General features: G+C 38.7%; 20 protein-coding genes. 11 read left to right on the forward strand and 9 right to left on the reverse strand.

All coding sequences use genetic code 11. The features are described 5' to 3' along the window. Positions 1 to 110: 110 nt before the first annotated feature. Complete coding sequence (serC, locus tag C1642_RS01475; RefSeq protein ID WP_001203177.1) at positions 111 to 1,190, reverse strand: 3-phosphoserine/phosphohydroxythreonine transaminase; 1,080 nt, start codon at positions 1,188 to 1,190, stop codon at positions 111 to 113. A gap of 379 nt (positions 1,191 to 1,569) precedes the next feature. Here serC and C1642_RS01480 point away from each other — a divergent pair, with 379 nt between their 5' ends. The 8 genes from C1642_RS01480 (at position 1,570) to C1642_RS01515 (ending at position 10,485) form a co-directional block, all read left to right on the forward strand. Continuing rightward, positions 1,570 to 3,057, forward strand: coding sequence for a TolC family protein (locus tag C1642_RS01480; RefSeq protein WP_001142049.1), 1,488 nt, complete (start codon positions 1,570 to 1,572; stop codon positions 3,055 to 3,057). 12 nt (positions 3,058 to 3,069) lie between these two features. After that, positions 3,070 to 4,191 (forward strand): HlyD family secretion protein, encoded by a 1,122-nt coding sequence (locus tag C1642_RS01485; RefSeq protein ID WP_001070881.1) that lies wholly within the window; start codon positions 3,070 to 3,072, stop codon positions 4,189 to 4,191. A gap of 3 nt (positions 4,192 to 4,194) precedes the next feature. Then, positions 4,195 to 5,325, forward strand: a complete 1,131-nt coding sequence (locus tag C1642_RS01490) for an ABC transporter permease (RefSeq protein ID WP_000458055.1) — start codon at positions 4,195 to 4,197, stop codon at positions 5,323 to 5,325. After that, positions 5,322 to 6,413: an ABC transporter permease gene (locus C1642_RS01495; protein WP_103235803.1), complete on the forward strand. Its 1,092-nt coding sequence runs from the start codon at positions 5,322 to 5,324 to the stop codon at positions 6,411 to 6,413. The genes C1642_RS01490 and C1642_RS01495 overlap by 4 nt, the downstream gene beginning before the upstream one ends. A 264-nt stretch (positions 6,414 to 6,677) precedes the next feature. Then, a complete protein-coding gene (locus C1642_RS01500) occupies positions 6,678 to 7,472 on the forward strand; it encodes a ChbG/HpnK family deacetylase (protein WP_103235804.1) in 795 nt (264 codons plus the stop codon). Then, the gene (locus C1642_RS01505) at positions 7,469 to 8,449 is read left to right on the forward strand and encodes a glycosyltransferase family 2 protein (RefSeq protein WP_001022408.1); all 981 of its coding nucleotides are present in this window, start codon (positions 7,469 to 7,471) and stop codon (positions 8,447 to 8,449) included. The genes C1642_RS01500 and C1642_RS01505 overlap by 4 nt, the downstream gene beginning before the upstream one ends. Continuing rightward, the gene (locus C1642_RS01510) at positions 8,449 to 8,829 is read left to right on the forward strand and encodes a GtrA family protein (protein WP_000494035.1); all 381 of its coding nucleotides are present in this window, start codon (positions 8,449 to 8,451) and stop codon (positions 8,827 to 8,829) included. The genes C1642_RS01505 and C1642_RS01510 overlap by 1 nt, the downstream gene beginning before the upstream one ends. Before the next feature lie 9 nt (positions 8,830 to 8,838). Next, positions 8,839 to 10,485 carry an ArnT family glycosyltransferase gene (locus tag C1642_RS01515; RefSeq protein ID WP_103235805.1) on the forward strand — a complete coding sequence of 549 codons (1,647 nt, stop codon included), beginning with the start codon at positions 8,839 to 8,841 and terminating at the stop codon, positions 10,483 to 10,485. 50 nt (positions 10,486 to 10,535) lie between these two features. Here the strand turns inward: C1642_RS01515 and gyrA are convergent, their stop codons facing one another. The 4 genes from gyrA to xerA all read right to left on the reverse strand — a co-directional run bounded on the left by gyrA (position 10,536) and on the right by xerA (position 16,636). Beyond that, complete coding sequence (gene gyrA / locus C1642_RS01520; RefSeq protein ID WP_103235806.1) at positions 10,536 to 13,247, reverse strand: DNA gyrase subunit A; 2,712 nt, start codon at positions 13,245 to 13,247, stop codon at positions 10,536 to 10,538. Positions 13,248 to 13,612: 365 nt separating this feature from the next. Then, positions 13,613 to 14,545 (reverse strand): electron transfer flavoprotein subunit alpha/FixB family protein, encoded by a 933-nt coding sequence (locus C1642_RS01525; protein WP_000025985.1) that lies wholly within the window; start codon positions 14,543 to 14,545, stop codon positions 13,613 to 13,615. Between the two features lie 17 nt (positions 14,546 to 14,562). Further along, complete coding sequence (locus C1642_RS01530) at positions 14,563 to 15,312, reverse strand: electron transfer flavoprotein subunit beta/FixA family protein (protein WP_000646179.1); 750 nt, start codon at positions 15,310 to 15,312, stop codon at positions 14,563 to 14,565. A 436-nt stretch (positions 15,313 to 15,748) separates the two neighbouring features. Next, entirely contained in the window at positions 15,749 to 16,636 is an 888-nt protein-coding gene (gene xerA, locus C1642_RS01535) for a site-specific tyrosine recombinase/integron integrase (RefSeq protein ID WP_162564713.1), read from the reverse strand. A 162-nt stretch (positions 16,637 to 16,798) separates the two neighbouring features. Between xerA and C1642_RS01540 the strand changes: the two genes are divergently transcribed. Then, a complete protein-coding gene (locus C1642_RS01540; RefSeq protein ID WP_000125201.1) occupies positions 16,799 to 17,422 on the forward strand; it encodes a LysE family translocator in 624 nt (207 codons plus the stop codon). An 85-nt stretch (positions 17,423 to 17,507) separates the two neighbouring features. On the opposite strand, the gene dapF is transcribed toward C1642_RS01540, so the two are convergent. From dapF to C1642_RS01560, 4 genes are all read right to left on the reverse strand, one after another. After that, on the reverse strand, positions 17,508 to 18,353 hold the full coding sequence (gene dapF / locus C1642_RS01545) for a diaminopimelate epimerase (RefSeq protein WP_000923485.1): 846 nt from the start codon (positions 18,351 to 18,353) through the stop codon (positions 17,508 to 17,510). A gap of 5 nt (positions 18,354 to 18,358) precedes the next feature. Further along, entirely contained in the window at positions 18,359 to 19,609 is a 1,251-nt protein-coding gene (gene lysA / locus C1642_RS01550) for a diaminopimelate decarboxylase (protein WP_031993377.1), read from the reverse strand. Positions 19,610 to 19,631: 22 nt separating this feature from the next. Beyond that, positions 19,632 to 19,844, reverse strand: coding sequence for an LPS translocon maturation chaperone LptM (gene lptM, locus C1642_RS01555; RefSeq protein WP_103235807.1), 213 nt, complete (start codon positions 19,842 to 19,844; stop codon positions 19,632 to 19,634). 140 nt (positions 19,845 to 19,984) lie between these two features. Beyond that, positions 19,985 to 21,391 carry an amino acid permease gene (locus C1642_RS01560; protein ID WP_000070815.1) on the reverse strand — a complete coding sequence of 469 codons (1,407 nt, stop codon included), beginning with the start codon at positions 21,389 to 21,391 and terminating at the stop codon, positions 19,985 to 19,987. Between the two features lie 490 nt (positions 21,392 to 21,881). Between C1642_RS01560 and radA the strand changes: the two genes are divergently transcribed. Both radA and C1642_RS01570 read left to right on the forward strand, forming a co-directional pair. Further along, entirely contained in the window at positions 21,882 to 23,270 is a 1,389-nt protein-coding gene (gene radA / locus C1642_RS01565) for a DNA repair protein RadA (protein ID WP_000048860.1), read from the forward strand. 82 nt (positions 23,271 to 23,352) lie between these two features. Beyond that, entirely contained in the window at positions 23,353 to 24,330 is a 978-nt protein-coding gene (locus C1642_RS01570) for a Tim44 domain-containing protein (protein WP_000451848.1), read from the forward strand. Position 24,331 lies beyond the last annotated feature (1 nt).

A 24,331-nucleotide genomic window follows, 5' to 3' on the forward strand; every position in this document is an offset into this window, starting at 1 on the left:
GTATGTTCTTAGCCGCAATTATGATACATCAATTTGGTTTTATGCCTTTTTAATTGATCATTTATATAAAAATAAAGCCCTCTTTTTGAGGGCTTTATTCATTTTATAATTTAACCATTACGTTTAGCAAAATCATCCATAAAGCGGATAAGCGCCTGAACGCCTTCTAATGGTACAGCGTTATAAATACTTGCACGCATACCACCTACTGAGCGGTGACCTGCTAAGTTCAATAAGTGATTTGCTTCAGCTTCTTTCAAGAATTGCTTTTCTAAAGCTTCATCTGCCAAAGTAAATGGTACATTCATAATTGAACGATTTGGAATGGCAATCGGGTTATTATAAAAGTCGCTTGAATCGATATAACCATAGAGTAACTGAGCTTTTTCAAGGTTAACTTTATGGATAGCATCTACCCCACCCTGCTCTAGTAACCATTCAAATACTAAACCAGACAAGTACCAAGCATAAGTCGATGGTGTATTTACCATAGAGCCATTCTTGGCTTGATCAGCATATTTTAAAATGCTTGGAATTTCTGCTTTAGCTTGATCCAGTAAGTCATCACGGATAATAACAATTGTTAAACCAGCAGGACCAATATTTTTTTGCGCACCTGCATAGATGAGACCAAATTTCGAAACATCAAGTGGAGCAGATAAAATGCTTGATGAGAAGTCACATACCAGTGGTGCTTTAACATCAGGAACGCTAGCAAACTGTAAACCGCCAATTGTTTCGTTATCGGCATAATGGACATAAGCTGCATCGTCAGATAAGTTCCAGTCGCTTTGCTCAGAAATGGCGAACTTACCGTCTACTTTAATACCAGCTTCTACAACATTAATATCGCCATAACGTTTTGCTTCTTTTAAAGCTTTTTCAGACCAAATGCCAGTATGGATATAATCTGCTTTGTTATTTTTTCCAAGCAGATTTAAAGGAATTGCTGAAAATTGTAATGACGCGCCACCTTGTAAAAATAGCACTTTATAGTTTTCAGGAATATTCATGAGCTTACGCAAATCTGCTTCAGCTTTTTCCGCAACAGCAACATAGTCAGCACTACGGTGACTCATTTCCATGATGGATAGGCCCTTACCTTGCCAATCCAACAATTCTTGTTGAGCTTTTTCTAAAACGGCAGTAGGTAATGCAGCAGGACCAGCACAGAAATTGTACGCGCGCATGATTTTTCCCTTGTAAAAGTGAAACACAATAAAAAAAGGCATTTAACCACAGATTGCTTAAGGTTGCAGCAGCTTCTCTAGTAAATATTTCAATGCTAGGGCGTGTTTATGCCTATTTTTTCAATAACTATTTTATTTATTTCATTGCTTTCACTTATTTTTTTATAAGTTTTATTAAATAAAGTTCAACTTGACTTGTGAATATAGTTTCCCATACTGTGATGAACATATAAAAACTTGCTGTATGATTTTCCATCAAGCAAAAATAAACTCAAAATCATTTTGTGCTTTTATACAATTGTATAATAAACAATATGATAATTGAATTTAATAACAAGAAATTTAAACTATAAGGGATGATCAAAAATTGTTATATAAAATGCCAACACATCAATATCGACAGTCTAAACGTCCTTTTTTGTTTAAACCCAATTACCTTGCGTTGGTATTGGGAGTATTAATTGCAACGCCTATTTATGCGCAAAGTTTAAGTTATGCTGAAGCAGAACAACAGGCTTTAAAAAGCTCATACAGCACTCAAGCCAACCAAGCATTACAACAAGCCTCTCAGTTAGAAGCCGAAGCGGTAAAAGGTTTAGGACTCCCCAGAGTTGATTTAAATGTGAGAGCATATGCTTTTCATAGCGAAACAGATGTACCCTTAGGCTCTTTTAAACAAAAACTTGAAAATGATTTAAGCCAAGGACTCAATGATAAATTATCCCAGTGGAACAATGTCATTCCATCAGATGTTTTAGGTCAAGTTCAGGAAGGCTCAAACCAAATCATACATGACGGTATAAATCGTTTTCCTGACTACGCTAATTTGACTGTAGAAGACCAAGTAGTCCGACCATCTATTTCAGTGGTGATGCCGCTCTACACAGGGGGCTTAACGACTAGTGCAAAAAAAATAGCTAACATTCAGGCTCAACGCTCCGAGCTTTCAAGCCAACAACAACAAGATATCCAGCGCTTCGAAGTCGTACAAAGTTATTTTAATGTGCAATTACAACAACAACTGGTTGCAAGTAGTCTATTTAACTTTAATGCAATGCAAAAACATTACAGCAATGCGTTAAAGCTCGAACAGCAAGGTTTTATTAGTAAAGGGCAACGTATGCAGTTTGAAGTTGCTCGTAACAATGCCGAACGAACTCTACAAAATGCGCAGGCAAATCTGAATGCTAGCCAATTTAATTTAAACAATCTTTTGCACCAGCAAAATAATGCTGATTTAAGTACTCCTCTTTTTGTAAATACTGTTCGTAGCCAATCGTTAGAATCTCTTTTAAGCAGTTACTCTCAAAAATCTAGCCTTGTGCAAAAAATGCAGTTAGACACTCAATTGGCAAATGCAAATATTCAGGCTCAACAAGCAGCAAAAAAACCGAGTCTTTTCGCTTTTGGTGAGTATTCACTCGATGAAAATGAAAACTGGATTGTAGGTGTTATGGCAAAATACAATCTTTTTTCTGGCGTAGATAAAAATAAGAATATTCATGCTGCCGAGTTAAAACGTTATGCTTCAGAACTCATGACTGAACGAACTAAACAAGAGATTGAAGCATTATTGAATAAGTCTTATAACGAGCTCAATTCAGCACAGCAAAGTCATACGCTATTACAAAGGAATATCAGCGCAGCTCAAGAAAACCTACGTATTCAGGAACTTTCTTTCCGAGAAGGCATGGGTACAGCGACTCAAGTGATCGATGCACAAAATGCATTAAGTGCTTTAAAAACAGAAATGGCTTTAAATGCTTATAAATATGTCATGTCGCTCGCAACTCTGTTGCAAAGCCATGGTTCTATGGACCAGTTTAAAGCTTATGTGACTCAACCACACACTGACTATATTCGCTAATGGGGGCATAACATGAATCAAGACTCAGCTCATTCAGAACAAAATTCTCCTGTTGCGGGTACGGCAGAAACTCACCAAAATCAGCAAAATACTCAAACCGACAATACTCAAGAAGTAAAAACGAGTAAAAGTGATTCTCAACCTCCTAAAAATTCGAAAATTAAACTAATTATTGCGGTCGTGGTTATTGCTCTATTAGGATTAATCATTTTTGGTTTGTGGAAAAGCTATCAACCTAAGCCTATTGAATTACAAGGCCGAGTTGAGGCTGAAACAGTTCATGTCAGTACTAAGGTTCCGAGCCGTATTGAAGAAATTTATGTGCAAGAGGGCCAGAAAATTTCCAAAGGTCAGCCCCTTGTTCGTTTAGTCAGCCCTGAAATAGAAGCTAAAAAACAACAAGCTTTAGCCACCCTACAATCAGCTTTGGCATTTCAATCTACGGTAGACCGAGGCTCTCAACAGGAAAATATTGATACTCTTTATGCCAATTGGCAGAGTATGAAAGCACAGGCAAACCTTGCTAAAACCACTTATCAACGTGGAGAAAATTTATATAGACAAGGTGTTATTTCTCGTCAAAGACGAGATGAGATGTTAGCCGCACAGACTTCTGCTCAAGAGTTAAGTGAAGCAGCTTATCAACAATATGCTCGAGCAAAGCGCGGAAGTACCAGTCAGCAGAAATCTACAGCGGATGCACAAGTTGAGATTGCAAAAGCCGCGGTAAGTGAAGCTCAAGCACTTGAGGCAGAAACTCGTTTACTCGCTCCTATTTCAGGTACAGTTTCAAAAACTTATGGCAAACCTTCTGAACTCGTTGCTATGGGTGTACCTGTTGTCAGCATTTTAGAAGATGATGATTTGTGGGTTAGTTTAAATGTCGGTGAAAACCAATACGCTTCTGTTTATAAAAACAAAACACTGGAAGGTTTTATTCCTGCGCTGAATCAAAGTGTGATGTTTAAAGTGAAAAATATTGATGCCGAAGGCGAATTTGCCACCATTAAAACCACACGTCAGACCGGTGGTTATGACATTCGTAGTTTTAAATTACATTTGGTGCCTGAGCGTCCTGTCAAAGACTTAAAAGTGGGCATGAGTGTTCTATTTAAAATTAAAGAAGAAAAATAAAACATGTTTGCCAGCATATTACGTGAACTAAACTATTTAAAAAGCAATAAATGGGATTTGTGTATGGTGACACTCATCCCTGCTTTTATCATTTTTTTGTTTAGCAGCATGTTTTATGCAGGTAAAGCTGAACATTTACCCATTGCCATTATTGATCAAGACCAGAGTGAACTGAGCCGTAATATTGGAAAGTATCTTTCGCTAAATCATACAGTCGATGTAAAAACAATTACTACAAGCTCAAGTGAAGCCGAGAGATTACTCAATGAAACCAAAATATGGGGTTATGTTTTTATTCCGGATGGTGCCGAAAAACGTTTTGTGAAAGCTCAAGATGCTCAAATCAGTATTGCTTTTAACCAATCTTTTTTTAGTGTCGGGAACACGATTTCCTCGGCGATGTTAGTCAGCACTCTCAATGCTTTAGCAGACTATGCTGGCCAGAATTATCTTGCAAATAATATTCCCTATTTAGATGTACCTACAGCACACGTCAAAATTTCAACGCTTTATAATCCAAGCATGAGCTATGAGTTCTATTTAGAACCCTTCATGGTTCCAGCCGTATTACATTTATTACTATGTTGCTGTGTGGCATTTGCCATTGGACAAGAAATTAAACGCGGCACACTAACACAGTGGGTGAACCGAGAGAGTTTTATTCAAGGCTTATTGGCTAAAAATTTGCTGTATAGCTTTATTTTCTGTTTCTGGACTTGGTTATGGATGTTTTGGCTGGTTGAAATTCGAGGCTGGTTTGTAGCAGGTTCACTAAGTTTCTTATTAGCTGCTCAGTTCTTGCTTTATTTTTCTTATGCTTTAATTAGTAGTACCGTCATTCTCGCGACCAAAAATTTAAGTAAAACTTTTGGTTTTATTGCAGTATATGGCGGATCTTCTTTAAGTTTTGCAGGCGTTACTCTACCATTAAATAATGCACCGATTTTCACTAAATTTTGGTCACTGATTATTCCGTACACCCCTTATGCAAAGCTCCAGACCGAACAATGGGTGATTGGAAGTCCACTTTTCATTTCGATGTCTCCTTTCTTAATACTTATTGGCTACTGCCTTATTTATTTCTTTTTAAGTTGTTTGCTGCTTAAAAAACTGGTTCAAGGAGCAACACCATGAAGGAATTTTTAAAGGCTTACTTTCAAACATTTAAAGATATTGTGAGTAACAGTTCAGTTTTCACAACACTTATTTTATCCGTCATTCTTTATAGCTTTTTTTATCCGACCGCCTATAAAGCTGAGCGCGCAGAATCAATTCCAATTGTCATTGTTGATGAAGAACAAAGTCTTTTAACTTCTCAAGTCATTGGTCAAACAGCCAATAGCCCTCACGTTAAAATTGTTGATGTCACTGCTAATTTTCTTGAAGCTGAACAAATGGTTCGCGAACAAAAAGCCGATGGTATTTTACTTTTACCAAGCAATTTAACGCAGAGCTTACGCCGCGGAGAAACTGGCGGAATCGGCTTATACTTAAGCACAACCAACTTTTTAAAAACTAAAGAAATTGGGTTAGGTCTTGCCACCTCTATTGAAGCAACCTTAAAGGAATATATTGAAAGGTTTGGACAACGTACACACTTCCAGCCTGCTCTTTCTATTCACCAAATGCCTTTATTTAATACGCTTTCAGGCTACGGTAGTTATATTTTTCCTGCAGTTGCATCACTTATTATTCACCAAACAATTGTGTTAGGTCTGGCCATGCTGGTTGCAAGTTACCGCGAACAACATGAAAAAATTACCCCTATTCGTTTTGCAGGAATTTTTGCCAGTATCTTTACAATTGGTTGTTTAGGAAGTTTTTATCTTTTTGGTTTTACCTTGTGGTTCAATGACTATCCACACGGTGGAAACTTTGTCGGTTTGCTAGTCGCTGTTCCTATTTTTATTAGCTGTGTAATTGGTTTAGGTATGCTGATTGGCTCACTTTTAGATATACCGGAACGTGCCGGACATATTATTGTATTTAGCTCAGTTCCTCTTTTCTTATTAACTGGTGCCGCCTGGCCTCATCAAGCCATGCCTGAATGGTTGCAATGGTTTGCTTGGTGTTTACCCTCTACATACGCCGTACAGATGTTTGTACAACTTAATCAAATGGGCGTTCCTTTAAATGTCGTGGCCCCGAAATTAATTTTTCTTGCGACTATTGGGGTTATATTTTTAATTACTGCCTATTCACGTTTAAAAGTATCTAAATAAACTTATTTATAGGCTAATCAAAGTGTACAAATTATATTTTTATTTACTATAAAATCTTATAGTTAAAGCTTATTTCTTAAAAAAATTGACTTAAATTTTATAAAAAATTAAATAAATTCAATAAATTAATTTACATCAATTGTCATAAAACCTTAAGAAAACTTTAAGTTGGAATTAAGGAAATTTCTCCATATTAAAAACGTATAGTTTTTCAGCAGCTAAGCAGAATAATTCTGTAACCCTGCCCTATAGTGGAATTTAAATATGGCAAAGGTGTGCTATTGCGCAGATGACTTTGCAATGAATGCAGAGATATCTGACGCAATTATTCAACTTATTGAACAAGGTGCGCTTCAAGCCACCTCATGTATGACCCAATCTGATTTATGGGAAACTGCTGCTGCTAAATTAAAACCGTTTAGTGATCAAGTTGATATCGGTTTACATTTAAATCTTACTTATGCTTTCGCTTCGGGTAATCTGGTTTTTCCCTTACCTATGCTTATAGTCCGAGCATGGTTTGCAAGTCTTAATCGCGAATTAATCACTCAATGTATTGAGGAGCAATGGGACTTATTTGTTTCAGTATTAGGAAAACAACCTGACTTTATAGATGGTCATCAACATATTCATCAATTTCCATTTATACGTGATATTTTGCTGCAATTACTAAAAGAGAAAAAATTTACGGGTTGGATTCGAAATTTACAACAGCCGATCAATCCCCCTCATTACCGTTTTAAAACTCGTATGCTCTCAGCATTAGGTTCTAACTCTTTGGCAAAAGCTTGCCAGACATATCACTTTAATCAAAATGGCCAATTTGCTGGCATCTATGATTTCAAACTGACCAATTATGGCCAACTCAATCAATATTGGCTTGCGAATGCAAAAGACCATTTACTGATTATGTGCCATCCAGCACTTGCACAATCAAATGATCAAGATCCAATTCAACACGCCCGAATTCAAGAATATCAATACTTCAGTTCGGCTCAGTTCCAACTTGATTGTCAACAATACGGTATCCAGCTCACCAGACTAGGGGCAATGCAATGAATATAAAACCCTTTTTATCCTGCGTTGTTCCAGCCTACAACGAAGCAGAAAATTTAAAAACATTTATTCCTGCTTTGGCAAATAGTCTAAAACAGCAAAATCTTAGCTATGAAATTATTGTGGTAGATGATGGAAGTAAAGACGATACCATTCCAATTTTACAAACAATGATTGAGGATTATCCTTTAGTTGTGCTGGAGCTTTCACGGAACTTTGGCAAAGAAGCAGCTTTAAGTGCTGGTTTAGACCATGTGACTGGTGAAGTTGCTCTACTGATTGATGCTGATTTTCAACATCCATTTGAAGCAATTCCAACCATGATTAATCTTTGGAAAAATGGTTATGACATGGTCTATGGTATTCGTAATCGTACAACCGAATCATGGCTTAAACGTGTTTTAACCCAAGCTTATTACCGTATTTTAAACTTAAGTTCACCTATTGATATTCCAGAAAGTGCTGGAGACTTCCGGCTACTCGATGCAAAAGTTGTTGAAGCAATCAAACAGTTACCAGAAAAAAATCGTTATATGAAAGGTCTATATGCTTGGGTTGGCTTTAAAAGTATAGGCATTAATTTTTCTGAGCAAGAACGTCAACATGGCCGTTCTAGCTTCAACTTAAAATCTCTTTTTAACTTGGCCATGTCAGGTTTAACGGGTTTTTCTGATTTACCTTTACGCGTATGTATTTACTTAGGTGCAATTCTGGCCTTAGGTGCGATGAGCTACGGAGTGTGGATTATCATTAAAACTTTGATTGAGGGAATTTCCATTCCGGGCTGGGCAACACTTGCGGCAGGTATGACGCTATTAGGTGGCATTCAATTATTATTCATTGGAATTTTAGGTGAATACATTGGCCGCATTTATGCTGAAGTTAAAAACCGCCCAAAATATATTATTTCTACCGAACATTCTCGTACTAAGCAGGAACATTCAATCACCCACCAAGAAAATACGTTCTCTAGTTTCTAATGTTTACTCATATTCTTCAGCTTGCACGGTTTACTACTACAGGGACCGCAGCAGCACTTACTCATTATAGTGTAGCCATGCTTCTATTTAAGAAACATGTTGCACTGCAATATGCCAATTTATGCGCTTTTCTACTCGCCTATTGGGTGAGCTATTTTGGGCACCGCGTTTTTACGTTTAAAGCGCAACATCTTACGCATCGGCAGACTCTCCCGAAATTCACGTTGGTTGCGGGCTTAGGTTTTTTATTTAATGAAAGTTTTCTTTTACTTTCAAACCTCTATTTTAACGTACCTGTTTCAACCTTAGTGTGTACTGCAATTGTTCTGACATCTATGGTGACTTTTTTACTTAACCGTTTTTTTGCATTCCAACATTAAGGATTATGTATGCAGCAATGGCTTCGTAGTTCCAAATTTTTATTAATATTCTTACCAATTTGGCTATTTGTTTTGTCTTGGATTAGACCTTTATCTGTACCAGACGAAGGTCGCTACGGAGATATTAGCCGTACTATGTTCGAATCTGGAGACTGGTTAACTCCACGAATCGATGGTTTGCCTTTCATGCATAAGCCTCCTTTACTACATTGGTTAAGTTCTATGTTTATGGAGCTTTTTGGCGTGCATGTATGGGTGTTACGTTTAGTACCCGTTTTAGCCGCTACACTCATGCTAATCGGTCTATTTTTATTCGTAAAAAAGCATATTTCAGAAAGCGTTGCACAACTTACCGTTATTATTTTAGCTACTAACCTGCTTTTTTTTGGTAGTAGCCAATACATTAACCATGATTTACTGCTCGCCTCTTGGATCACCATTAGTGTTTTATGTTTTGTGGACTTCACCATTTCTGCACGGAAATCTATTTTATTTTTAGGTTATATCGCTGGTGCAGCAGCCTTCTTAAGCAAAGGTTTAATTGGGATTTTAATTCCCGGGATGATTCTTTTACCGTGGTTAATTTACACCAAGCAATGGAAGAAAATACCTTCTCTTCTTAATCCATTGGCTATCTTGTTATTTTTACTCATCGTTAGTCCGTGGCTCTACTTAGTACAAAGTAAATATCCTCAATTTTTACACTATTTTTTTATTGATCAACAATTTAATCGTTTTAGTTCAAAAGAGTTTAATAACAAACAGCCATGGTGCTTCTATCTGATGATTTTATTTGTCAGTTTTTTACCATGGCTTTTTGCGAGTAGATTTACGTCTATAAAAACCATTTTTAAAGATTACAAATCATGCTCTTTACTTGCCCTATTTGTATGGTGGTTTGTTTCTGTTACGGTTTTCTTCTCTATTCCGCCTTCTAAGCTAGCAGGCTATATTTTACCTGCTGTTCCGCCTCTTGCCATTTTCTTCTCGCTTGTGATGAATAAGGTTCTTGAAAGCAGTAATAAAACCAGATTGCAGACTTGGGGTATTCCTGTATTTACTGTACTTGTTGGAATTGGCGTTAGTGCAACACCACATTTTATTCGTGCACATCAGCCTTTTTTCCAAAACCAAGCCATATTTATTTATCTCATTGGTGCCTTATTAATTGTGCTTCCACTTGTGTTAGTTGGGCTATATAAAAAACAGAAATTGAACTATTTGACTTATATTTTTATAAGTTTAATTGTTCTATGTAGTGCAGTCCCATTTGCTGTTCGTATTTTAGATACCAAAAACAATGTAGGCCAAACAGATTTTGCTGAGTACATTGCCCCATCTACAAAAATCGTTTTCTACGATTATTATTTCTATGATGTTCCATTCCTTTTACAACTTAAGCACCCTGTTTATATCGTAAACCAATGGGATACTGTGCATTCAGATAGTGCCTCTTTAGAAATTAAAGATGGTTTGTTATTTGAACCGCAACTCAAAAAGTACTTGTGGAGCGAACAGCAGCTTCAAGATGCTCTAATGCAAAAACAAGATCTGATCGTGGTAAGTCAACCTCATAATTTTGCAACTAAAGACCCGTCAGTAAAAACTTTGCATTACAGAAACTATGATGTATTTATTTTCCATCCCTCGAAATAAACCAGAAATAAAAAAGGAAGCCGAAGCTTCCTTTTTTATTTTAAAACGTTTTACTCTTCAGAAGTATCTTCATTATTAGATACAGCTTCTTCGCTATCAGTTTCAGTCGTATCTACTTCACCTTCAAGAAGTTCTTCTTCGTCTTCTACAGCTTCAATTGAAACTACGCCAACAAGCGTTTCTTCTTCGCTTAAACGGATCAGACGAACACCTTGAGCATTACGGCCTGTCATTGCAACTTCTGCAGCACGCGTACGAACAAGCGTACCACCATCAGAAATTAATAATAACTCTTTGGTTTCATCAATAGAAACTGCACCAACTAGCTCACCGTTACGTTCACTTGTCTTGATCGCAATAACACCCTTACCACCACGTTTTTTGGTCGGGAAGTCATTTACTGGAGTACGTTTACCATAACCGTTGGCACTCGCACACAGTACTTCACCTGTTTCAGGTACAACAACAAGCGATACGATGCGACTTACTAGACTTGAATCTGCTGAGTCATCATTATCATCTGAATCATCATTTTCTACATCTGCATCTTCTTCACTTAAGGTGCTGCTTGCAAAGCTTACACGCATACCACGTACACCTTTCGCTGTACGACCCATTGCACGTACGTCAGTTTCAGCAAAACGAATTGCTTTACCTTCGTTAGAGAACAACATGATTTGCTGATTACCATCAGTAATCGCAACACCAATTAAGGTATCTTCTTCATTAAGTTCAATAGCACGCAGACCATTTGAACGAATGTTTGCAAATTGTTCTAACTCAACACGCTTAACTGTACCAGAAGCTGTCGCCATAAACACATAGTGGTTTTCCGGGAACTCGGTTAACGGCAAGATTGCGGTTACGGTTTCTGTTGCATCTAGAGGTAACAAGTTCACGATTGGACGGCCTTTTGCCCCACGTGATGCTTGAGGAACTTCAAATACTTTCAGACGGTACACTTTACCCACATTGGTAAAGCAAAGTACGGTCGCATGGTTCGATGCCACAATCAGATGTTGAATAAAGTCATCATCTTTCATTGAGGTTGCAGACTTACCACGTCCACCACGGCGCTGTGCCTGATAGTCTGAAAGAGGTTGAGTTTTTGCATAACCCGTTTGCGAAACCGTTAATACCACTTGCTCTTCAGGAATTAAATCTTCACGGCAGAAATCCACACGAGATTCAACAATTTCGGTACGACGTGCATCGCCATATTGTTGTAAAACTTGTGCCAACTCTTCGCGAATAACACCCATTAACAAGTTAAAGTCATTTAAAATTGCAGTAAGTTCAGCAATTTGACCTAAAATTTCAGTATATTCCGCATGTAACTTGTCTTGTTCAAGACCAGTTAAACGGTGTAAACGTAATTCTAAAATTGCGCCTACTTGTGTTGGTGACAGACGGTAAATTGAATCACTTAAACCAAATGGACGATTTGGATCTTCACCTTCAATTTCATCTGGGCGAACAGAAATTGCACCAGCTTTTTCAAGTAGTGCAACAACGCCACCACCTGCCCACTCACCCGCAAGTAAACGCTCACGCGCTTCAGCAGGGTTTGCAGAAGTTTTGATGGTTTCAATAATTTCATCAATATTGGCTAAGGCAACTGTCAAGCCTTCCAAGATATGACCACGTTCACGTGCTTTACGTAATTCGAACATGGTACGGCGTGTCACAACTTCTTGGCGGTGACGAATAAATGCCGCAATAATATCTTTTAGATTCATCAATTTTGGTTGTCCATTGTCTAGACAAACCATGTTGATGCTGAATGAGTTTTCAAGCTGGGTATTTAAGAATAAGTTATTTACAACGACTTCTGCGTTTTCACCGCGTTTCAAGTCAATTGCAATACGCATACCTTCTTTATCAGACTCATCACGAAGTTCTGAAATACCTTCAAGCTTTTTCTCTTTTACTAACTCGGCAATACGTTCAATAACTCTTGCTTTGTTTACTTGATATGGAATTTCAGTAAAGACGATGGTTGTACGACCTGTCTTTTCATCTTCTTCGAAATGGTATTTACCACGAATGTGTAAACGACCTTTACCGGTACGGTAGGCATCAACAATACCTGATTTACCGTAAATAATACCGCCTGTAGGGAAGTCAGGACCAGTAATGTATTCCATCAATCCTTCAATCGAGATATTCGGATTGTCAGCATAAGCCAAACAAGCATTCACAACTTCTGTCATGTTGTGTGGTGCCATGTTAGTTGCCATACCTACAGCAATACCAGCAGCACCGTTAATTAATAAGTTTGGAACACGTGTCGGAAGTACTTCAGGGATACGTTCCGAACCGTCGTAGTTATCTTCCCAGTCAACTGTGTCTTTTTCTAAATCTGCAAGAAGCTCATGTGCCAGCTTAGTCATACGGACTTCGGTATAACGCATTGCCGCAGCGCTATCACCATCGATCGAACCGAAGTTACCCTGACCATCAACCAATAAATAACGTAAGCTAAAGTCTTGAGCCATACGAACAATGGTTTCATAAACAGCTGAGTCACCATGCGGGTGATATTTACCGATTACGTCCCCAACGCGAGCAGATTTCTTGTAGGCTTTGTTATAGTCATTGCCCAATTCGTGCATGGCATAAAGCACACGACGGTGAACAGGTTTAAGACCGTCTCTCACATCCGGCAATGCACGAGATACAATTACACTCATCGCGTAATCTAAATATGAATGCTTGAGTTCGTCCTCAATGGCAATCGGTCGGATTTCCGATACGCTCATGCATACTCCTTCTTACAGATAGATATTTCTATCCGTTTATATGTCTTGATCTTGCAAAAAATTTAGTTCCGGAAAGTGAACTAAAATCGAAAAAAATATAGCTGTATACTATAGCATAAAAGCGCTCTGTAATGTGCGGAATCTACACTGCCAATCTGGTGATATTTGTATAATTTAATTGCATATTATTCTTCTCTTTTAGCTGCAATCATTATCTTCATGCCTAATCAAAACTATGTGAATTTTATTTTATAAAAATCAAACATCCAAAGCATAAATTTTCTAATTTTTACTTCTAACTTCAGACTGTAAAACAAAAAACCCCTAGTTCAAAACTAGGGGTTTTTAACTTTAATCAATAAAGATTAAAGCTTAGATACCAACTCTGGCACTACAGCGTTCAAATCACCAACTAACCAGTAGTCAGCAACGCTGTTGATTGGCGCTTCTTCGTCTTTGTTGATAGCAACAATAACTTTAGAATCTTTCATACCAGCCAAGTGCTGGATCGCACCAGAAATACCTACAGCAATGTAAAGCTCAGGTGCAACGATTTTACCAGTTTGACCAACTTGGAAGTCGTTAGGTACGAAGCCTGCATCAACTGCTGCACGTGAAGCACCTTGTGCTGCACCAAGCTTGTCAGCTAATGGGTCAAGTACTTTGTGGTAGTTCTCACCAGAACCTACACCACGACCACCAGATACAACAATACGAGCAGCTGTTAATTCTGGACGATCAAGTTTAACGATTTCTTCAGATACAAACTTAGAAACACCAGCATCTTTTACTTCGCCAACTGTTTCAACAGCAGCTGAACCACCTTCCGCAGCAACTGGATCAAATGCCGTACCACGAACAGTACCAACAATGATTGCTTCGTCAGATTGAACAGTTGCAATTGCGTTACCAGCGTAGATTGGACGCTTGAATGTGTTAGCCGATTCAACAGAAATAATGTCTGTGATCATGCTTACATCAAGAAGCGCAGCAACGCGTGGAAGAATGTTCTTACCAGTTGTAGTAGAAGCAGCTAAAACGTATTTGTAACCTTTAGCCAAGTCAGCAACTAAGCCAGCTACGTTTTCAGCTAATTGGTTTGCATAAGCAGCGTTGTCAGCAAGTAATACTTTGCTCACACCAGCAACTTTAGCAGCAGCGTCAGCAACTGCTTGAGCGCCTGAACCAGCAACTAATACAGTAATATCACCACCGATTTTTTGAGCTGCAGCAACAACGTTTAAAGTAGCACCGTTAAGTGTCTGGTTGTTGTGATCAGCGATAACTAAAATACTCATGATTTTATCCTTCCGTATTAGATCACTTTCGCTTCATTTTTCAATTTTTCAACAAGCTCATCTACAGATTTCACTTGTACACCAGCTTTACGTTCTGCAGGCGCTTCAACTTTAATCGTTTTAAGCTTAGTACCAGCTGTAACACCGTAATCAGCAGGAGATTTAGTATCAAGCGGTTTTTTACGAGCTTTCATGATGTTAGGCAATGCAGCATAACGTGGCTCGTTTAAACGCAAGTCAGTTGTAATGATTGCAGGAAGTGCAAGTTCAACAGTTTGTAAACCACCGTCGATTTCACGAGTCACTTGTACTTTACCGCCATCCACTTTCACTTCAGAAGCAAACGTACCTTGACCAGCGCCTAATAATGCACCAAGCATTTGACCTACTTGGTTAGAGTCATCATCAATTGCTTGTTTGCCAAGAAGGATAAGTTCTGGTTTTTCAGCGTCAACAACACCTTTTAAGATTTTAGCAACTTCTAGAGCGCCAATTTCGTCAGTAGTTTCAACTAAAATACCGCGGTCTGCACCCAAAGCCATTGCAGAACGGATTTGTTCTTGAGCTTCTTTAGGACCAATAGAAACAACAACGATTTCTGATACTGTTCCTTTTTCTTTTAAGCGAACCGCTTCTTCCACTGCGATTTCACAAAATGGGTTAATTGACATTTTAACGTTGGTAAGGTCAACCCCACTATTGTCCGGCTTAACACGAACTTTAACGTTGGCATCAACCACACGTTTTACAGCAACAAGAGCCTTCATGTAATCCTCGGCTGTTCTAGCAAAAGTAAATGTTGAGAAAAGTATATTAACTCTTCGATTAAAATTTTTTAGGTACCCTATCTTGCAATGTGTTTGGCATTTCGGTCAAGTCACAATTTTCTGGAACGGGGCAAAAAAAATGAAATCATCAGTTCATAAAAAAATTTTTATACATATCTAACTCCTATTTTATTCTTTTTAAAGTCTATTTTATACATTGATTTTTATTATCTTTTTATCTTATTTACCTTATTAGTCAGAAGGATAAGACTCTCAAAAATGAATCAAAATTTATAGTTTTTAGACTATATATGCCGACAAAATGTGCAAAGATCAAAATGGTCAATTGGGTAATTTCATCGATTTCCTTTAAACAAATTTGTAAAAAAATACAAATGATCTCTACATTCTTCTTTTTTAACCCAGCTAAAGCGGCTTAATGCTTGGTGGCTCGTGGATGGGCCTGATCGTACACTTGGGCCAAATGATCAAAATCAATATGTGTATAAATTTGAGTAGTCGATAAATTGCTATGACCTAACATTTCTTGAACTGAGCGTAAATCACCACTACTTGATAACATATGGCTAGCAAAACAATGTCGAAGTAAATGTGGGTGTAAGTCGACATTTACACCCGCTCTTTGTGCCTGAAGTTTTACACGCTTTTCAATTTGCCTAGGAGTTAATGCACTGCCTCGCTGTGAAATGAAAACGGAAGCATTTTGGTCAAAATGGCCTTTCCAGATGTTATAAATTTTTAGCCAATTCAATAAGCTTTCTTTTGCCTTTTTCCCAAACGGTACAATACGGGTTTTATTACCTTTACCTGTAATACGAACGAGTTGACGATTAAAATCAATATCTTTAATCGTTAAGCCTTGCAGTTCAGCGAGCCGTAAACCACTTGAGTACAGTAGTTCTAACATGGCTTTATCTCTTAACCAAAGCTGCTGATCAATTGGTTTTTCAGGCATGGGTTGATCTAAAATTTGATTAACCGTTTCTATGTCAATCATGCCCGGTAAAGGTCTAGGCTGACGTTTCAATTTAAAATCGTCAGTAGGATTAATTTCTAGGTATTTGCCCTGTTCAGCCCACTTCATAAACTGACGAATAGAAGTAAGATGACGTTGCATGCTACTTGAACTTAACTGATCTTGCTCAACACGTTGAGCCAAATATTCACGTAAATCTGAAGCTTCAACATTTCTTAAATCAACTTTTTTAAGCTCACAAAACTCAAGGAAGCTTTTAACATCTCGCTCATAAGCGGTAATTGTATGCTCAGACTGGTTTTGAATTTTTCTTTCTTTTAACCACATTGAGAGCAGTTGTAATGCAAAATCCAAATTGCTCTCCATTTATTTGCCCATTTTTTTGAGTGTACCAAAAACTATTTAATCAGGAAAATTTGATATCGCACAGCATAATGAATCTAACTTATATATTACAATTTATACTAAGTATCCGTTGGACCTTACACCATGACCGCCATACTCATTCCTTATTTAATTGCAATTACTTTACTTACCCTTACCCCTGGTTTAGATACAACTTTAATTATTCGTACTGCAACACTTGAAGGAAAATCTAAAGCGTTTCAAGCAGCTATAGGAATTAGTCTTGGCTGCATTGCTTGGGGAATTGTCGTGGCATGCGGTCTAGGTGCCCTACTGATGGCATCCGACTTAGCATTCAATATATTGAAATGGATGGGCGCCGCTTATTTAGCATGGCTGGGTTTAAATATGATTTTAAAACCTCGTAGTCAGCTCGCAGATATACAAGAAAGTAATTCAAATCGCTCTACTTCAGAGAATTGGTTTATTAAAGGTTTCTTTGGCAACTTACTCAATCCAAAAGTTGGTATTTTTTATATTTCATTTCTTCCCCAGTTCATTCCAGCGCAAGCATCGGCTGTTACTTGGGTAATGGGGCTAGTAATGATTCATGTGGTGATTGGCGTGTTATGGTCAAGTCTATTAATTCTGGCTATGCAGCCACTTTCGCGCTATCTAAAGCAACCCAAGTTTGTAAAATATATGGACCGAATTACGGGCAGTATTTTTGTTCTATTCGCTTTGAAATTGGCGTTGAGTAAAAGGTAATAAAATCAAAAAATATTGTACATATAAAAGAAAGCCTCTTTTATCACTTTACAGATGAAAAGAGGCTTCTATTTAGGCCATGCGATTAACCTTGGAAATAACGTAAATCCAAACGTCCATCATATACATGAGTTGTTGGACCAGTCATCCAGACCACATCGCCTTCTTGCCATTCAATTTGTAGCTTACCACCAGCAAGTTCAACTTCTACAGAGTTCGCAAGTAGACCACGGCGCATGCCACTTACCGCAGCGGCACATGCTCCTGTACCACACGCTAGTGTTTCACCCACACCACGTTCAAATACACGTAAGCGAACATGTTTGTTATCAATCACTTGCATGAAACCAGCATTAACGCGCTCAGGGAAACGTTTATGTGATTCAACTTGCGGACCAATACCAGCTACATCAGCAGTTAGTACATCTGGAACTATAGTGACCGCGTGTGGGTTACCCATGTTCACAACATCAATACTAATGTTTTGGTCATTTGCCAGCTCAAGGGTATATAAAGCTTCTGGCTCTTCGGCAACAAATGGAATTTCATTTGGCAGAAACTTTGGGTAACCCATATTTACACGCACCCAACCATTTTGCCCAAGCTCTGGCTTTACAATACCCGCTTTGGTTTGTACGGTAATGTTGGTTTTATTAGTTAAATGACGTTCGTGGACAAAACGGGCAAAACAACGCACACCATTACCACATTGCTCAACCTCAGAACCATCTGCATTGAAAATACGGTATTTAAAATCAGCTTCGGGTACATCTGGTGGTTCAACAATTAAAAGCTGATCAAACCCCACACCAAAGTGTCGGTCTGCCAAACGTTGAATTGTTGCAGTATCTAAATAAGCTCTTTGGCTAATTAGATCAACCACCATGAAATCATTGCCTAAACCATGCATTTTGGTAAATTCTAATAACATCTCATTTACTCCTCAGGCAATAAACGTTCTTTTTCCCAAAGCGACTCAACCGTTTCACGTTCACGAATTAAATAGCTTTTTTCACCTGATACCATGACTTCTGCTGCACGGCCACGCGTGTTGTAATTTGAGCTCATGACAAAACCATAAGCCCCGGCACCCAGTACAGTCAACAAGTCATTTTCTTGTAATGCGAGTGAGCGGTCTTTACCAATGAAATCACCTGTCTCACAAATTGCACCAACTAAATCCCAAGTTTTTTCTTCGGTATCTGTACGTGGTACAACAGGTTGAATATCCATCCAAGCTTCATATAAAGCAGGACGAATTAAATCATTCATTGCTGCATCAATAATCGCAAAGTTACGATGCGTCGTTGGTTTAAGCAAATCAACTTTGGTTAAAAGTACACCTGCATTTGCACTGATGCTACGACCCGGCTCCATATAAACTTTCAAGCCTAATCTTTCTAAAGCCGGCTTCATAGAGTTTGCATATTCTTCAACACTTGGCGGTGTTTCATCTTTATAACAAACCCCTAAACCACCACCAATATCAATATGTTTCAGACTAATACCTAGTTTTTTCAACTCATCAATCATCACAATGACACGGTCTAAAGCATCAACAAATGGTTTAGTTTCAGTGAGCTGTGAACCAATGTGACAATCAATACCTACGATTTCAAGGTTAGGTAAAGATGCAGCATATTGATAAGTTTCATAAACTGCATCACTTGGAATACCAAATTTATTTTCTTTTAATCCTGTTGAAATATAAGGATGCGTTTTTGCATCGACATCAGGATTTACACGTAAAGAAATAGGCGCTTTTTTGCCTAGGCGAGCTGCTACTTTTTGAATACGGTCCAACTCTGCATAAGACTCGACATTAAAACAGGCAATCCCTACATTTAATGACGTTTCAATATCAGCTTCAGTTTTACCTAAACCTGAAAAAACAATTTTAGAAGCATCGCCACCTGCTTTTAAAACACGTGCTAGCTCACCACCAGACACAATGTCAAAACCCGCACCAAGTTTTGCCAAGACATTAAGAACAGCTATATTGGAGTTCGACTTCACCGCAAAACAGATTTGATGATCAATAAAGTCAAAGGCACGATCCATATCTAAATAATGTTTTTCAAAAGCTGCTTTTGAATAAACATATAACGGTGTGCCAAATTGCTGCGCAAGCTGCTCTAGAGAACATTGCTCTGCATGCAATACTCCATTAATGCGGGTGAAACTCATGAAGGTGTCCTTATTTCAAAGCTTAAGGTGATGTAGTTTGTGGTTGAGCGGCTGATGATTCGACTGACTGTTCAGCCTGTTCATCTTGTTTCTGTTCTTTATTACGATAGAGTAAGTATTTTGCACGTTTGTCATAATTTGGATCAGAAGGTAGCTGCAATGCTCCTGACTGACCGCAAGCGCTAAGCAAAATACTGCTGCTCAATAAACTGATGAGGCAAATGACACGACGCATCTGAGCACCTGATTTAAACAATTCGATGCAGTATACCGTGATCAGGCAAGCGGCTAAAGAGTAAACTTGAATAGAAAAACAATATGCATAAAAAACGCCAGCTTTTCAGCCAGCGTTTGATCATAACCAAATAAATTTAATTATTTTTTATGACGTGGTTTATAGAAGAAGAAATAACCAATGATCAAAATAACAAACCAAATTGGGCTGACTTTAAGCGCTTTAAAAGTGTCTGGCTCTAAAGACAATACGTAAATCATACCAATAAAGAAAATAATCGTGATCCAACATGTAAATAAGCCACCCGGCAATTTAAATGTTGATTTGGCATGCAGTTCAGGACGCGTGGTGTAATAACGGATGTAACTCCAGATAATAAGCAACCACACGCAGATGAAGAGAATCGTTGAAAGTGTTGTTGCAAGCGTAAATGCTTCAACTGTATTTGGTACAAAATACTGTAATGCTGCACCTAACAATAAACATGCAGCAGAGAAATACAATGCATTTGCCGGTACTGCACGTCTGTTCAGCTTACCAAAAGCTTTTGGCCCCTGATCTTCACGAGATAAACCAAACAACATACGACTTGTTGAGAATACACCACTGTTCATGGATGACATGACTGATGACAATACCACCAAGTTCATCAAAATCGCGGCTGCCGCTACCCCTGCTTGACTAAACAGGTTTACAAATGGACTGATCGCCGGATCAATTCTGTTCCATGGTGTTACTGACATTACAATGAGTAGCGCCAATACATAGAAAATAATGATACGGATTGGAATTGAGTTAATCGCTTTAGGCAAATTACGCTCAGGGTCTTTAGTTTCCGCGGCTGTTGTTCCCACAAGTTCAACACCCACGAAAGCAAAAATTGCAATCTGGAAACCAGCCAAGAAGCCATGCACACCTGTTGGGAAGAAACCGCCATTTGCCCAAAGATGAGTAAATGAAGCGACTTCACCTGTAGTAGACGTAAAGCCTGTAAAGATCATCCACAGACCCACTGCAATTAAAATAATAATCGCAAGGATTTTAATAAGTGCAAACCAGAACTCTAATTCACCAAACAATCGAACTGTTAATAAGTTCAATCCCATAATGAACACAATCGCGGCAACACTAATCATTGCGCCTTCAACAGGCGAGAAAGGTAAGCCATTATTGAAGAACTGTAAGTAATAAATAATTGCAGACAGATCGGCGATACCAATCGTGATCCAACACAACCAGTAGGTCCAACCCACGAAGTAACCAGCCCATGGGCCAATTAAATCGGTAGAAAAATCAATAAATGATTTATAGGTTAAATTTGACAGAAGAAGTTCGCCAAGCGCACGCATGACAAAAAACACCATCAAACCAATAATCATATAAATAAATAAGATAGAAGGTCCGGCAAGACTAATTGTTTTACCTGAACCCATAAATAATCCGGTACCGATGGCACCACCAATCGCGATCAGCTGTAAATGCCGATTAGAGAGACTACGATGGAGCTCACCTTGTTCATGAGGGTCGCTCAGATTTTGATTCGACATTTTATGAATACACTCCAGTAATTTTTTTAGTCCGTTAGCTAAAATCAAATCAAAAAGACGATATCGCACCATTTGCAGGTATCTTTTAAATGTATATTTTTTTGACAACTTTTCAGCTAACCAATTTTTGTCTGTATTGCTGATAATTTCAAGATACATACAATTAAATCCGATAATACGCACAAGAACCTAGCAATACAACGCACTTTTCAGTCTAAAATTAAGACTTGAACCACTTTGATTTTTAAATTAAAAAGCCATATCAATTGATCAACTTTTTAACTACCAATTCCCTCTCGAGCTTCTAATACTTTCTCGAAATTTGACTGACTACTACGTTATCTCTCTATTTTTAAAACATGACATTTACTCTTTAATTTTGCTCACCGAAGCTTAAGCAAAATGTATTCCATATCGATTAAGTTCTCTATTGGGCTTTTTGCTATACTCTGCTTTTAATGATTATGAAGTTATCTCACTGAAGTCGAATATGAGCAAAGTCAAAACCGTTTACCGTTGCGAGCAATGTGGTGCCGATCATCTAAAATGGGCAGGTCAATGTTCAGAGTGTGGTGAATGGAATTGTCTTAATGAAGTCAAACTAGAACCCACTACTGCTCATCGTGCACGTCCTAAAGTTGGGGGTTATGCGGGTCAAGTCGCCAATATTACAACGCTTAATAAAGTCTCTGTTTCTCATGAAACCCGTTTACCAACAGGTATTAGCGAATTTGACCGCGTACTTGGCGGTGGCTTGGTGACAGGTTCTGTAGTACTCATTGGTGGTGACCCGGGTATTGGTAAATCGACCATTCTTTTACAAACAGCAACTCACATGGCAAGTGCAAAAAGTTCTGCGCTTTATATTACGGGTGAGGAATCGCTGTCACAGGTTGCCTTACGTGCCCAACGCCTTGACCTACCAACAGACCAGTTAAAAGTCATGGCTGAAACTTGTGTCGAACGCATTTGTGAAGTTTTAGAACAAGAACGTCCTGTTGTCGCAATTTTGGACTCTATCCAAACGCTTTACACAGAAACGCTTCAATCTGCGCCAGGGGGGGTTTCACAAATTCGTGAATCTGCTGCGTTATTAACCCGTTATGCAAAAAATAGTGGCACGGCGCTATTTATTGTTGGTCACGTGACCAAAGAAGGTGCATTGGCAGGTCCTCGTGTTTTAGAACACATGGTGGACTGCGTACTTTACTTTGAAGGCCAATCAGACTCACGTTATCGAATGATTCGTGCAGTGAAAAACCGTTTTGGTGCAGTCAATGAGCTTGGCGTATTTGGCATGACCGATAAAGGCTTACGTGAAGTGGCTAACCCTTCTGCTATCTTTTTAAGTCGTTATGACGAAGCCATTCCCGGTTCAATTGTCATGATCAGCCGTGAAGGAACTCGCCCGCTTTTAGTTGAAGTTCAGGCTTTAGTCGATGATGCTCAAGGACAACCAAGACGTGTTGCACTTGGTCTTGAACAAAACCGTTTAAACATGCTGCTTGCTGTTATGCATCGTCATGGTGGTGTACAAACCACTGGACAAGACGTGTATGTCAATATTGTAGGTGGTTTAAAAATTACCGAAACAGGTTCGGACTTGGCTGTTTTACTTGCATGTGCTTCGAGTTTACGAACAAAAGCCTTACCTCAGCAGCTTGCAGTTTTTGGTGAAGTTGGTCTTTCAGGTGAAATCCGACCTGTACCTAATGGTCAGGAACGTTTAAAAGAAGCAGCAAAACATGGCTTTAAATACGTCATCTTACCAAGAGGTAACGCCCCGCAAAAAGCAATTCCGGGCGTACAAGTGATTGCAGTTGCCCGCCTGCATGAAGCCTTGACTGAGGCGATGCAACTTAGTGATGAATTGACATAAAAAAACATACTTTTAAGGTTGAAATTTAGAGTAAATACCTGCATAAATACTATTACAAATTAACTTTAAACAGGAATTTCCTATGGAAGTACACCAGCGTGGCTTGATTACCGGTATTTTAATGGCTGCTTTAGCAATTTCTCCGCTTGCTGAAGCTAAACGTGCAGGTGGTGGTAAAAGCCACGGTATGGCACGTTCTACTACTTCAAGCCAGTCTTATCAACAACCTCGTCAAGTGACTCCAGTTCAACAACCTGCTACAGCACCTCAGAGATCTGGTCCGGGTGTTGGTTCAATGGTTGCCGCTGGTGTGGCTGGTGCTGCCGTAGGTGCTGTTGCAGCAAATGCTTTAGCAGATGACAAATCAACATCAGCTGAACACCAAGTAACTCAACCGGGTAATGAACAAGCTGTTCAAGCCCAAGAAGAGAAAAAAGGTGGTATCCCTGGCTGGCTTTGGGTCTTACTTGCAGCCGCTGTAGCTTTCTTTGTATTCCGTAAATTGGGATCAAAAAAAAAATTAGCAGCTAATAATCCTTATGCACCAAATAATGGCGGTCAAAACCCATTTGGCCGCTCGGCAGCTCCAACCAATACAGGTGACAATACCAATATCTTTGGTCAATCTGTAGGTGGCGGTGCAGCAACTCAAGCTCCTTTTGGTAGCGCAACGACGAATAGCGGTAACCAATTACCAGATGGTAGTGAGCCTGCTTCTTTCTTACGCGTTGCCCGTCAGCGTTTTAACCACATTCAATCAATCAATAGTGCAAGTAACATTGAAGAAATTCGTCGTTACTTAACCCCTGAACTTTACAACTCTATGTATAACGACATCATGGAGAACCAAGATCAGGACGTTGCTGAGTTTAGTAACTTAAATGCAATGGTTGTAGACAGTGCGACTGAAAATGGTCAATACATTGTGAGCGTACGTTTCACAGGTACAGTAAGTGAAGATTTAAACAGCTTGCCACAGCCATTTACTGAAATCTGGCACTTTGTAAAACCTGTTGGTTCACAGCAAGATTGGGTTGTTGCAGGTATTCAACAAGCCTAAC

It is taken from the genome of Acinetobacter sp. AKBS16 (genome assembly GCF_002899995.1).
Classification (GTDB): Bacteria; Pseudomonadota; Gammaproteobacteria; order Pseudomonadales; family Moraxellaceae; genus Acinetobacter; species Acinetobacter baumannii.